Source organism: Phocaeicola barnesiae DSM 18169 = JCM 13652 (genome assembly GCF_000374585.1).
GTDB classification, from domain to species: domain Bacteria; phylum Bacteroidota; class Bacteroidia; order Bacteroidales; family Bacteroidaceae; genus Phocaeicola; species Phocaeicola barnesiae.
The window spans coordinates 55,830-69,127 of record NZ_KB894658.1 but is presented as its reverse complement, the minus strand read 5'-3'; the positions used below and the strand labels follow the sequence as shown (position 1 = coordinate 69,127).

The 13,298-nt window shown below is 51.8% G+C and carries 7 protein-coding genes and 1 rRNA gene; 6 read left to right on the top strand and 2 right to left on the bottom strand.

The features are described from left to right. A 16S ribosomal RNA gene (locus tag C510_RS0113890) occupies window positions 1-139 on the bottom strand; the annotation flags it as partial. Window positions 140-876: 737 nt separating this feature from the next. On the opposite strand from C510_RS0113890, the gene C510_RS0113880 reads away from it, so the two are divergent. The 3 genes from C510_RS0113880 to C510_RS0113870 all read left to right on the top strand — a co-directional run bounded on the left by C510_RS0113880 (window position 877) and on the right by C510_RS0113870 (window position 6,322). After that, window positions 877-3,720, top strand: coding sequence for a bifunctional fucokinase/fucose-1-phosphate guanylyltransferase (locus tag C510_RS0113880; protein WP_026320236.1), 2,844 nt, complete (start codon window positions 877-879; stop codon window positions 3,718-3,720). A 251-nt stretch (window positions 3,721-3,971) separates the two neighbouring features. Then, window positions 3,972-5,051, top strand: a complete 1,080-nt coding sequence (gene gmd / locus C510_RS0113875; RefSeq protein WP_018711882.1) for a GDP-mannose 4,6-dehydratase — start codon at window positions 3,972-3,974, stop codon at window positions 5,049-5,051. A gap of 170 nt (window positions 5,052-5,221) precedes the next feature. Continuing rightward, entirely contained in the window at window positions 5,222-6,322 is a 1,101-nt protein-coding gene (locus C510_RS0113870; RefSeq protein WP_018711881.1) for a GDP-L-fucose synthase family protein, read from the top strand. Window positions 6,323-6,445: 123 nt separating this feature from the next. Here the strand turns inward: C510_RS0113870 and C510_RS16645 are convergent, their stop codons facing one another. Beyond that, complete coding sequence (locus tag C510_RS16645; RefSeq protein WP_169336146.1) at window positions 6,446-8,698, bottom strand: alpha-L-rhamnosidase-related protein; 2,253 nt, start codon at window positions 8,696-8,698, stop codon at window positions 6,446-6,448. A gap of 391 nt (window positions 8,699-9,089) precedes the next feature. Here C510_RS16645 and C510_RS0113855 point away from each other — a divergent pair, with 391 nt between their 5' ends. From C510_RS0113855 to feoB, 3 genes are all read left to right on the top strand, one after another. Then, complete coding sequence (locus C510_RS0113855) at window positions 9,090-9,896, top strand: metallophosphoesterase family protein (protein ID WP_018711878.1); 807 nt, start codon at window positions 9,090-9,092, stop codon at window positions 9,894-9,896. Then, window positions 9,871-10,632, top strand: a complete 762-nt coding sequence (locus tag C510_RS0113850; RefSeq protein ID WP_025892878.1) for a hypothetical protein — start codon at window positions 9,871-9,873, stop codon at window positions 10,630-10,632. The genes C510_RS0113855 and C510_RS0113850 overlap by 26 nt, the downstream gene beginning before the upstream one ends. Before the next feature lie 178 nt (window positions 10,633-10,810). Then, on the top strand, window positions 10,811-13,294 hold the full coding sequence (gene feoB / locus C510_RS0113845; protein WP_018711876.1) for a ferrous iron transport protein B: 2,484 nt from the start codon (window positions 10,811-10,813) through the stop codon (window positions 13,292-13,294). Window positions 13,295-13,298: the final 4 nt, after the last annotated feature.

The following is a 13,298-nucleotide window of genomic DNA, read 5'->3' as shown; positions in this document are numbered from 1 at the left end:
GGAAGGTTGGATACGTGTTACTCACCCGTGCGCCGGTCGCCGGCAAAGTCAGCAAGCTGACTTCCCGCTGCCCCTCGACTTGCATGTGTTAAGCCTGTAGCTAGCGTTCATCCTGAGCCAGGATCAAACTCTTCATTGTAAGAATATCTTTTCCGCACCGGACTGCTCCGGCGCGTGTCTTAATCTGTTCAGGAAACCGAATCTTCTTCTTGTTCCGCCTCATTTTCATGGGACAGGATCTTGACGGTGCTTCTTCGTTTCATCCATACCATATTAATATGGACTACTTCTTGTACTACATCTCTGTTTGTTTATCTAAAGCTTTTCAAAGAACTTGCTTCCGTTTTTCGAAAGCGTTGCAAAGGTACAGACTTTTCTGAAATCCACAAGCTTCATGCCAAACTTTTTTCAAACTTTTTTCGTCAATAAATTATAAAATACTATGATTCAGGAAGATATATACAAATAAAAATTTCAAAACAAATTTAAAGCAAGTTATATATACACCAATATTTAATATATATGCAAACATTGCTATACATTTTATAATTTCTATCTGAAATAAATAAAAGGCAAAAGAATTCTACTGTTTTGAAGTAGATAAAAAATATATCTTATCTTTGCCTGTCTAAACCTCGACGGAGCCTGTCTATGATTTTAACTAATAGATATTATTACTCCGACCTAGTATGGAACTTTTCATGGTTGGCAACTCTAGTCGACTTGGTGACACAGGAAGCTCCGTGATAAAATTCCATTAAGCTTTCCAGGATAAGCTTCGCTCAAAAAACAGAAACAAATGATACGAAACTTTATGCTGTAAAAACGAATAACAGTGAATAACTAAAAACGAGTACATTCCACGATTTTAATAAGATGAAAAAACTATTGTCATTGCCACCGAACCTGGTGGAATGTTTTCACGATATCGAACGGGCAGACCGGAATGAATGGTTCTGCACCTCAGACCCCATCGGGCGCAAACTGGGCTCGGGAGGAGGAACAACCTGGCTGCTACAGGCTTGTATGGCCCACGAGGGGGCTACAGATGCCTCGGAATGGCTGGCCCGGGAAAAACGTATTCTCCTGCATGCAGGAGGACAAAGCCGGCGTCTACCGGGTTATGCGCCCTCGGGTAAAATCCTGACTCCGATACCGGTATACCGCTGGGGACGCGGACAACGACTTACTCAGAACTTGCTTTCTCTACAATTGCCACTTTACCAACAGATGATGGAGAAGGCACCGGAAAGTCTGCACACGATGATTGTGAGCGGAGACATCCTGGTACGGGCGGGAAAACCGCTGCAACCCATCCCGGAAGCAGACGTGGTATGCTACGGACTCTGGGGGGACCCGAGTCTGGCCAAGAACCACGGGGTGTTCGTCATGAACCGGCAGACTCCGGAGAAACTGGACTACATGCTGCAGAAACCGAGCGTGGAGACCTTGGGTGAACTGATGCAGCACTCCTACTTCCTGATGGATGTCGGGGTATGGCTGCTGAGTGACCGGGCGGTGGAACTGATCATGAAACGCTCCACCCAAAACGGCGAAACGGTCTTTTATGACATGTACTCGGAATTCGGTCCGGCCCTGGGAGCACATCCACAACGTACCGACGAGGAGGTGAACCGCCTGAGCGTAGCTATCTTACCTCTGCCTGAAGGCGAATTCTATCACTATGGTACGAGCCGGGAGATGATTTCCTCGACCCTGGCCGTACAGAACCGGGTGATGGACCAACGGGAAATTACCCTGCACAAGGTGAAACCGCATCCGGCCATGTTCACCCAAAACGCGGATATCAAGATTGAACTGAAGCCGGGAAACTCGGAACTGTGGGTGGAGAACAGCTTCATCGGCAACGGATGGAAGCTGAGCCACCGAAGCATCATTACGGGAGTGCCGGTGAATGACTGGAAATTAGAGGTTCCGGCCGGTGTCTGCATCGACGTGGTACCGTTAGGAGAAACGGACTATGTGGCCCGCCCCTACGGTTTCAACGATGCCTTCAAGGGCAGCCTGACCGACGATACAGTCAGCTATCTGGGGCGTCCCGTCACGGAATGGCTGGCTGAACGAAACCTGCAGGCAACTGACATAGAAGGGGCAAACGACCTGCAGGCGGCCCATATCTTCCCGGTCTGCCACACGGTGGAGGAACTGGGCAAGGTGCTGCAATGGATGGTGAACGATGCCACAGATGCAGAAGGACGTGCCATCTGGCAATGGGCACGCAAACTCTCGGCCGATGAGATTTCGGCCTATGCGAACCTGCGCCGGCTGACCGCCCAACGGGAGAGTTTCCGTGACGGGAACTGGAAGGCGCTGGCCGCCAACTGGCAACGCAGCGTATTCTACCAACTGAACCTGCAGGAAGCGGCGGAACACTTAGCCGGAAGGAATCTGCCGCTACCGGAAGAACTGTCGCAGCAGGCACCCCTCATGACCCAGGTGAGCGACGCCATGTTCCGCGCCCGGACACTGGAACTGTCCGGAAAGACGGACGAAGCCAAGGAACAGGAGGCAAGGGCGTTCGGAAAAATGCGCGAAGGACTGCTGGAACAGGCCTACCACCGACAGGCTCCCCGACTCTCGGTATATGCAGACCAGATAGTCTGGGGACGAAGCCCGGTACGCATCGACCTGGCCGGCGGATGGACGGACACCCCTCCCTACTGCCTGAACGAGGGCGGCAACGTCATCAACCTGGCCATCACCCTGAACGGACAACCGCCGCTTCAGGTATATATCAAACCGAACAAGGAACAATACCGTATCATCCTACGTTCCATCGATTTGGGAGCCATGGAAACGGTTACCACCTACGAAGAGTTGCGCCATTTCAACGTGGTAGGCTCGCCGTTCTCCATCCCGAAGGCGGCCCTTGCCCTGGCAGGTTTCCATCCGGATTTCTGCCGCGAACGGTACGCTTCGCTGGAGAAACAACTGAAAGCTTTCGGAGCGGGACTGGAAGTGACCCTGCTGTCGGCCATACCGGCCGGTTCGGGACTGGGCACCAGCTCCATCCTGGCGGCTACCATGCTGGGGGCTATCAACGACTTCTGCGGACTGGGCTGGGACAAGCAGGAAATAGGCAACCGCACCTTGGTGCTGGAACAGTTGCTCACCACCGGTGGCGGCTGGCAGGACCAGTATGGAGGTATCCTGCCGGGCATCAAGCTGCTGCAGACAGAGAGCGGCTGGAAACAGACACCGCTGGTACGCTGGCTGCCGGAACACCTGTTCACGGACAGCGAATACCGCAAGTGCCACCTGCTGTACTACACGGGGCTGACCCGTACGGCCAAGGGTATCCTGGCGGAAATCGTGAAGGGGATGTTCCTGAACAGCACGGAACACCTGACCCTGCTGCGGCAGATGAAGCAGCATGCCCTGGACATGCACGACGCCATCCAACGCAACCGCTACGAGGAGATGGCCCGACTGGTGGGGGTAAGCTGGAGACAGAACCAGGCACTGGACAGCGGAACGAATCCGCCTGCCGTGCAAGCCATCATAGACCGCATAGCGGACCTGTGCTACGGCTACAAGTTGCCGGGAGCCGGCGGCGGAGGATACCTGTACATGGCGGCCAAGGATGAAGAAGCGGCTGCACGCATCCGTAGAATCCTGAACGAGAACCGGCCGAACGACAAGGCCCGTTTCGTGGAGATGGCTCTTTCCGACAAGGGACTGGAGGTGAGCAGAAGCTGAAGTTCAATGAATAATTAAAAATTAAAAATTAAAAATTAAAAACGAGTTTTGGGACGAGGAGACAGATGGTTTCGGACGGCAAGCCCCGCCCCTACGGTATTCAATTAAAAGTTAAAAATTAAAAGTTAAAAACGAGTTTAGTGACTAGTCTGATGGTCCCGGGCGGGCAGACCTCCTACAGGGAACATCAACAAACTAGAAAACTCACAAACTAGAAAACTCACAAACTAAAAAACTTACAAACTAAAAATATGAGAAAAGTAGCACTGATTACCGGTATTACCGGACAGGACGGCTCCTACCTGGCCGAATTCCTGATAGAAAAAGGTTATGAGGTACACGGTATCCTGCGCCGTTCCTCTTCGTTCAACACCGGACGCATCGAACACCTGTACCTGGATGAATGGGTGCGCGACATGAAGAAGACCCGTCTAGTGAACCTGCACTGGGGCGACATGACTGACTCCAGCTCACTGATACGCATCATCAGCGACATCCATCCGACGGAAATCTATAACCTGGCCGCACAGAGCCACGTGAAGGTATCGTTCGACGTGCCGGAATATACGGCCGAAGCGGATGCCATCGGTACATTGAGATTATTGGAAGCGGTACGTATCTGCGGACTGGACAAGACCTGCCGCATCTACCAGGCCTCCACTTCGGAACTCTTCGGAAAAGTACAGGAAGTCCCCCAGAAGGAGACCACCCCGTTCTATCCGCGTTCTCCGTACGGGGTAGCCAAGCAGTACGGCTTCTGGATTACCAAGAACTACCGCGAAAGCTACGGCATGTTCGCCGTGAACGGCATCCTCTTCAACCACGAGAGCGAACGACGCGGCGAGAACTTCGTGACCCGCAAGATTACCCTGGCCGCCGCCCGCATCAAGCAGGGCTACCAGGACAAGCTGTACCTGGGTAACCTGGATGCCCGCCGCGACTGGGGCTATGCGAAGGACTACGTGGAATGCATGTGGCTGATTCTGCAACACGACACCCCCGAGGATTTCGTCATCGCTACGGGAGAAATGCATACGGTCCGTGAGTTCTGTACACTGGCCTTCCACTACCTGGGCATCGAGCTGGAATGGCAGGGAAGCGGTGTGGATGAGAAGGGTGTCGACAAGGCTACCGGACAGGTACTGGTGGAAGTGGACCCGAAATACTTCCGTCCGTGCGAAGTGGAACAGCTGCTGGGTGACCCGACCAAAGCCCGTACCGAGCTGGGCTGGAACCCGACCAAGACCCCGTTTGCCGAACTGGTAAGAATCATGGTGGAACACGACATGAAGTTCGTGAAGAAACTCCACCTGAAAGCGGAACTGGACTAGTGAGTTTGTAAGTTGGTTCTTCAAGTAGCAAAACTATCAAATTTAAATTCCGGCCTTAGTTCTGAAGCGAAAAAGCGGAAAAGCGGTGGTTTTTCTTTTTGACATCAAAAAGTAAATTACCAGTAAACTTTTCATTTTTAACTTTTAACTTTTAATTTTTAACTACCATCGTGTTAAACAAATCATCCAAAATATACGTAGCCGGCCACCACGGACTGGTGGGTTCGGCCATCTGGAACAACCTGCTGCAACGGGGATACACCAACCTGGTGGGACGTACACACCGGGAACTGGACCTGCTGGACGCAGCAGCCGTAAAGGCCTTCTTCGACGAAGAACAGCCGGAAGCCGTGGTACTGGCAGCCGCCCACGTAGGCGGCATCATGGCTAACCTGCAGTACCGTGCGGACTTCATCTACCAGAACCTGCAGATCCAGCAGAACGTCATCGGCGAGAGCTTCCGCCACGGCGTGAAGAAGCTGCTTTTCTTAGGCAGTACCTGCATCTACCCGCGGGAGGCTCCGCAGCCCATGAAGGAGGAGGTACTCCTCACCTCCCCGCTGGAATATACCAACGAGCCCTACGCCATCGCCAAGATAGCGGGACTGAAGATGTGCGAAAGCTTCAACCTGCAGTACGGCACCAACTACATCGCCGTGATGCCGACCAACCTCTACGGGCCGAACGACAACTTCCACCTGGAGAACAGCCACGTACTGCCGGCCATGATACGGAAAATCCACCTGGCCAAGTGTCTGAACGAAGGAGACTGGGAAGCGGTGCGCAAGGATATCGATCTACGCCCGGTAGAAGGCGTGAACGGCAGCAACAGCCAGGAAGAGATTCTGGAAAAACTGGCGAAGTTCGGCATCACTCCTCATGCCGTGACCCTCTGGGGAACCGGGAAACCGTTGCGTGAGTTTCTGTGGAGCGAGGAAATGGCGGACGCCAGTGTACACGTGCTGCTGAACGTGGACTTCAAGGACACCTACCGGGAAGGCGACAAGGAAATCCGCAACTGCCACATCAACGTAGGTACGGGCAAGGAACTGAGCATCCGCGAAGTGGCTGAGAAGATTATCCGGGAAATCGGCTTCAAGGGAGAATTACGTTGGGATGCCTCGAAACCGGACGGTACATTGCGGAAGCTGACAGATGTAAGCAAGCTGCACAACCTGGGGTGGCATCATCAGGTGGAGATAGACGAAGGTATCCACCGCCTGTATGCATGGTACCTGAAAGGTATCTGCATCAATCATCAGACCGTATAAGAGTGTCCGATACATTGGTCAAAAGTCTTCCAGGCCTCATCTGTCTTGCATGACAGTTAAGAAATGTCCTCCTACCCTTTTCAATGAAAGGATAGGAGGACACGTTTTATAAAATCATTCTCGTCACGGACAAACTATCCGGACGGCATCAACCAAAGCATGATTCGTATTCAGGTTCATGTTTTCATTTTCAGGACGGAACTCAATCGTCAGGGTATGATTACCCTTCGTCAGAGTGACTGGAATGGAATTGCTCAATCCCCAGTCATACCAGTTGCCTTGGCCCCGGTGCGGCATCACCACCGTACCCACCTTCTGTCCGTCTACCAGCAAAGTACGGATAGCTGCCTTGTTTTCTGTATTCACCGGGCCGTTTCCGTTGGCGTAATGCAGAGCCAAGTAATACGTTCCGTCGGCAGGGAGCTCCAAAGGTATGGAAACCGGTCCGGTCTGACGGTCCAATTCAACGAATCCTTCTCCCCAGAAGCCTGAGACCGGCTCGGTAGGCTGGTATGAAACCTGTGCAGACCCCAACTGGGTAGCCTTTCCTCCCAGGCTTTGAATCAGGATGGAATGATACTGCACCGGTTCCGATGCAAAGGACTCTATGCCGTTTTCATCGAATCCCAATACCTGATATTCGCCCGGAGTCTCCAGCCGATAACTGGTATTCCGTGTAGTCGCTATCACCTCGCCGTTACGGATTACCTTGTAGCCGGCAATGTATTCTATCGGATTCCAGGCCAGATAACTTTCACCGTTCATTTCAACCAGGCGGGAAATCGGAGTGAGCGGTGCTTTCCGGTTCGGAGCATAAGTCACCTTCATCGGAGCAATATCCTGGTTTGCCATCACAATCCTGATGTCCAGCTTACCTTTCGCCTTGGCTCCGATGAAAGGTTCCGAAGCCTTGCCGTTGACAGTAAACGACTGGATACGGTCGCCATATCCTTCTACGGTAATATCGAGCACAGCATTCCGGTAACGGAAATTGGTCAGGGTACGTGTATCGGACAGAGCTTTCGGGACGAAAGGTTCAAATCGCAATCCGTCTGTTTCGAAATGGATACCGAACAGCATGCGGTATGTCAACGCCAGATTACCGGCCAGCGACCAGAGCATGTTCGAGGAATTGAGTTCCGTAGCGATATCACCGTTGTCCAGGTTGAAATTCTCCTTATTGGTGGCGAACAGGGCAGCCGGACGGAACACGGAACCGATAGCCTGCAGGGCACCCACCTCGTTCTTAACCTGGGCATTCGCCAAAGCCCAGTAGGAAGCCACAAACGGCCACAACGCATTGTTGTGGTAAGAAGGCATATCCTTAATCTGTGGATAAAAGATGGCTACTCCGTAAGGCGTGTTGGGATTGTTCTGCGTAATCCGTTCCGCCCTGTCTTGCGGAGCTACTCCGAAGAGAATGGAAAGCGATTCCCCCAATGTCTCCACCCGTGGATTCAAAATCAGATGGTTTCGTCCATAGCGGTACATGGCATAGAAGCCCTTATCATCCAGCCACAATTCCCGGTTAATGACTTCCTTCAGTTTATCGGCCAGACCTGCATATTTTGCTGCTTCCTGCTTTTTCCCCAATTCCTGAGCAATGTCAGCCAATACCCGCAGAGCCTGATAGTGTACCACCGATGTACTCAGCGACTCACTCTGATAGATATCCACTGTCTGCATCCACTTGGGATAACTCTGTTCCCGCCAGTCGATGAACGATGTTTCACCCCGTACCAGTCCGCTCGTACCGTACAAGGTCTGCAGGTCGTCTTCCATGGAGTTCGAAATAACCGGATAAATATATTCCAGCCAATCGCGGTCACCCGTCACCTTGTAGAGTTCATAAGCGGCTACCGCCCAAATCATACGGTCGGAACTGACGGGCCAGGCTCCTCCCGACCCGGTATCCTGAATGATACGTCCGTTGGCATTCACCTTCTTCATCAGCGATACCTTCGATGCCAAAGGCTGCAGGTAACCCATGGAGAGGATGATGGAATAGCTCACGTCGCGGGTCCATACCCCACTCCACTCCTTGCCGGTACGTAAGGTAGAATCAGGCTCTACATTATTAATCATTTCATCCAGCCCCATGTTGTAAATGGCATTGTGCAGGCGGTTGGAAGACGACAGACGAGGATACGGGCTCAGGTCGTTCTTCACCTTCCACTCCTTGTCGACGGGCATGAAATATCCCGGTTGGGCACTGTAGGTCGAAAGAATGCAATCGTCACTCGGAGCCCACGCACGGAATTCCCCCTGAAAAATAGTGTCTCCCCGCCAAGAATAGGTACTTGTCTCTACGATGTTCTGTGCCCCGCCATTGACCGTCAATGCCAGGGCCGAAAGTAGCAATGGAATTGTTTTCATTTTGTGTATCAGTTTTAAACGGTTGTTCATCTGCTTCTCCATAAGCCCTGTCTCCCTCCCCCGATACCGGACTGCCTGTGTCTTCACTTGTCCAGGTCCCTGATTCAGAAGAAAAGGTTCCGGAACATACGGATGCTTCCAAAGGTAACGATTTCCCGCTGATTATCAAATCCAGCCACAAGTTATTTTCAGGTTTGCAAAACAAACGGACGTTTCACTTGAAACGAACGGACATGTTGAACAAAACAAACGTTCGTCTGAAGGAAAACGTCCAGACGTTTTCAGTTCCCCCTGTTTCCATCAAACTGAACAGAATTCAGGAAAAAACGGAGACCGGACACATCCGGGAAAAGCGTAACTTTGTCCACTGATAACACCAAAGATTTTTCAGATGAAACAAACCCTTTTAGGCGGTATCTGCGTGGCCTGCCTGCTTCTGTCCGGCTGTGAAATGATAGACTACCACCCGTACGATGTCAGAATAGACGGAGAAACCGACATAAATGCCCACCACATCGAACAGATAGAACGCGATTGTCTGGGGAAAGACACCATCCGCTTTGTCACGATGGGCGACTCTCAGCGCTGGTATGACGAGACCGTAGATTTCGTGAATCACCTGAACCAACGGGATGACATCGATTTTGTCATTCACGGCGGAGACCTGAGCGATTTCGGAGTGACCGACGAATTCCTTTGGCAACGGGACATTCTGAACGGTCTGAAAGTACCTTACGTAGCCCTTATCGGTAACCACGATTGTCTGGGTACAGGCGAAGAGACCTTCCGTGCAGTCTTCGGCGACCCGAACTTCTCCTTCATTGCCGGACGTATCAAGTTCGTCTGCCTGAACACCAACGCCATCGAATACGATTACTCGCGCCCTATTCCTGACTTCAAATTCATGGCCGATGAAGCGCAAAGCCGCCGGGAAGAATTCGACCGGACTGTATGCTGCATGCACATCCGCCCGCTAATAGACGAATTCAACAACAACGTGGCCGAAGTATTCGAGTATGTCATCACCCAGTTTCCCGGACTCCAGTTCTGTACAGCTGCCCATGAACATCAGGTGTTCCAGCTCGATATTTTCGACGACGGGGTCATCTATTACATGAGCGACTGCATGAAAAACCGGAACTATAACGTATTCACCATCACCCCCAACGGATATCAGCATGAAGTGGTCTATTATTAAGTACAGAAACTATTTTGCTATCGCCTTGTGTCTGATCGCAATCTGCCATACCGGCACCGCAACAGCCTTCACACCGGCCTTGCAGGACACAACGGTAATTACGATTCACGACACCCTCTACCTGCCCAGTCCTGAAACAGAAAGCATAGCGGTAAGCCCGGTCAAGCCCAGCCGATACGACCGTCGTGTACACCGTTACCGCCGGCACTGGGAAGCCTTGATACCGACACACACCAAACTCCAGTTCGCCGGAAACATGGGCCTGCTTTCCATCGGTACGGGGTGGGATTATGGCCGACGGAACCAATGGGAAACGGACCTGTTGTTCGGCTTCCTGCCCAAGTATGATTCCGACAAGGCCAAGCTGACATTCACCATCAAACAAAACTACATTCCCTGGAGCCTGCAGATTCGCCAGAGCGACTTTTCCTTTGAGCCGCTATCCTGCGGACTCTACCTGAACACGGTGTTCGGTGACGAGTTCTGGGTACACGAACCCGACCGTTATCCGCAAGGCTACTACGGATTTTCATCGAAGGTACGCTTCCACATATTTGCTGGTCAGCGCCTTACCTACAACATTCCCAGCCGCTTTCGGGTAACCGCACGGGCCATTACCCTTTTCTACGAGTTGAGTACAAGCGACCTGTATGTAGTCAGCGCTTTTACCAACCGCTACCTCAAGCCGAAGGATTACCTGAGTCTGTCTTTCGGTATCAAGTTGCAGTTGCTGTAAAACCGGACTGGCTTTACAGACTCATCCTGTACCCTAAAACACACCGAAATAAGACAAAACCCCTTCTTCACCAACCCATATCTACACGGCTATGAGAGCTTTCTATTTAAAAACAGTCTAAATAGCTTGCATAGCCGTGATGAAACCTCTATCTTTGTACAAAAATTTAGAGAGCATCATGAGACTATCAGAATTAAAGACCGGAGAAAAAGGGGTCATCATTAAAGTATTGGGACATGGAGGCTTCCGCCGACGCATCATCGAGATGGGGTTCATCAAGGGGAAATCGGTAGAAGTCATTCTGAATGCCCCGTTGAAGGACCCTATCAAATATCAGATTATGGGATATGAAATCTCCCTGCGCCGGAAAGAGGCAGAGATGATTGAAGTGGTTAGTGAAGACGAAGCGCGTAACATCATTCATGAAAAAGACTATCAGACTCCCATTACAGAAACCATTCCGGTTTCGGACGAACAACTGAAAATCATCGCACAAGGGAAACGACGGACCATCAATGTAGCGCTGGTGGGAAATCCGAACTGCGGAAAGACGTCATTGTTCAATGTCGCCTCGGGTTCTCACGAACATGTGGGCAACTATAGCGGAGTGACCGTAGACGCCAAAGAAGGCTTCTTCGACTATCAGGGCTATCATTTCCGGCTGGTAGACCTGCCGGGCACATACTCGCTTTCCGCCTACAGCCCGGAAGAACTGTACGTCCGGAAACACATCATCGAACAGACACCGGATGTCATCATCAACGTCGTAGACGCCGGCAATCTGGAACGCAACCTGTACCTGACGACCCAGCTGATTGACATGAACGTGCGGATGGTCATCGCCCTGAACATGTACGACGCGCTGGAACACAGCGGGAACAAGCTGGACATCAAGGGACTGAGCAGCCTGCTGGGTACTCCGATCGTACCGACCATAAGCCGGACAGGAAAAGGCATCGAAGAACTGTTCCACGTCATCATCGGTCTGTATGAAGGAGCCGACTTCATGGGACAGAAAGAAGAAATCCAGAACGAAGCGTTGCGGCAACTACGGGAATGGCACGATGCCTACGTAGAAGACCACAGCTACGGTAGCCACGGAGAAGAAGCCGGTGATATCGCTTCGCAAGCGTTCATCCGCCACATCCACATCAATCACGGACCGGAACTGGAACGCAGCATCGACCTGGTGAAGAAAGAAATCAGCAAGAACAGCAGCATCCGTCAGACCTACTCTACCCGTTTCCTGGCCATCAAACTGCTGGAGAATGACAAGGACATCGAACAGCGGGTCATCGCTTCCCTGCCCAATGCCCGCGATATTCTGGAGCTGCGCGACAAGGAGGCCCAACGCCTGAAAGAATCCATCAACGAAGACAGCGAGCAGGCCATCACCAACGCCAAATACGGCTTTATCTCCGGTGCGTTACAGGAAACTTATACCGACAATCATCAGGACACGGAAATGTTCACCCGCATCGTAGACAGCATCGTCACCCATCGTTTCTGGGGATTCCCCATCTTCTTCATCTTCCTGTACATCATGTTCGAAGGAACCTTCGTCATAGGTGACTACCCGATGCAGGGAATCGAATGGCTGGTGGAGAAACTGGGCGTATTGGCAGAAGCCGCCCTGCCCGACGGACCGGTGAAGGACCTGGTAGTAGACGGCATCATCGGTGGTGTAGGAGGCGTCATCGTCTTCCTGCCGAACATTCTGCTGCTGTATCTGTTTATATCTATCATGGAGGACTCCGGATACATGGCCCGTGCCGCTTTCATCATGGACAAGATTATGCACAAGATGGGACTCCACGGAAAATCCTTCATTCCGCTGATTATGGGCTTCGGTTGCAACGTACCGGCCATCATGGCCTCACGTATCATCGAAAGCCGGAAATCACGGCTAGTCACCATGCTGGTAAACCCGTTGATGTCATGCAGCGCCCGTCTACCCATCTATCTGGTCATGATTGGAGCCTTTTTCCCGGGCAAAGCCAGTCTGATACTGCTGTCCATCTATGCCATCGGTATCCTGCTGGCAGTACTGATGGCCCGTATCTTCGCCCGGTTCATCGTAAAAGGTGATGATACCCCTTTTGTCATGGAACTTCCCCCCTATCGCATGCCGACAGCCAAATCTGTTCTGCGGCACACCTGGGAGAAAGGAGCCCAATACCTGAAGAAAATGGGAGGAATCATCATGATAGCTTCCATCATCATCTGGTTTCTGGGCTACTATCCGAACCACGGAAACTATGAGACCAAGGCCGAACAACAGGAGAACTCCTACATCGGACAGATAGGAAAAGCCATTGAACCGGCCATCGAACCACTTGGCTTCGACTGGAAGATGGGTATCGGTATCCTTTCAGGCATCGGCGCCAAGGAACTGGTGGTAAGTACATTGGGAGTACTCTATACGAATGAGGAAGAAGTAGAGAGTGTCAATCTGGCCGACCGCATTCCGATTACCCCGCTGGTGGCCTACGGATACATGCTGTTCGTACTGATATATTTCCCCTGCATCGCGACCCTGGCCGCTATCAGACAGGAATCGGGTAGCTGGAAATGGGCAGCCTTTGCGGCCGGCTATACCACATTGCTGGCTTGGATAGTAGCACTGATAGTACATCAGGTAGGAAGTTTGTTTATTCATTAAAACC

Bases quoted from the DNA above. Each gene is read 5' to 3' on its own strand.
- C510_RS0113880 (WP_026320236.1), top strand. From the start codon at position 877: ATGAAAAAACTATTGTCATTGCCACCGAACCTGGTGGAATGTTTTCAC.
- gmd (WP_018711882.1), top strand. From the start codon at position 3,972: ATGAGAAAAGTAGCACTGATTACCGGTATTACCGGACAGGACGGCTCC.
- C510_RS16645 (WP_169336146.1), bottom strand. From the start codon at position 8,698: ATGAAAACAATTCCATTGCTACTTTCGGCCCTGGCATTGACGGTCAAT.
- C510_RS0113855 (WP_018711878.1), top strand. From the start codon at position 9,090: ATGAAACAAACCCTTTTAGGCGGTATCTGCGTGGCCTGCCTGCTTCTG.
- feoB (WP_018711876.1), top strand. From the start codon at position 10,811: ATGAGACTATCAGAATTAAAGACCGGAGAAAAAGGGGTCATCATTAAA.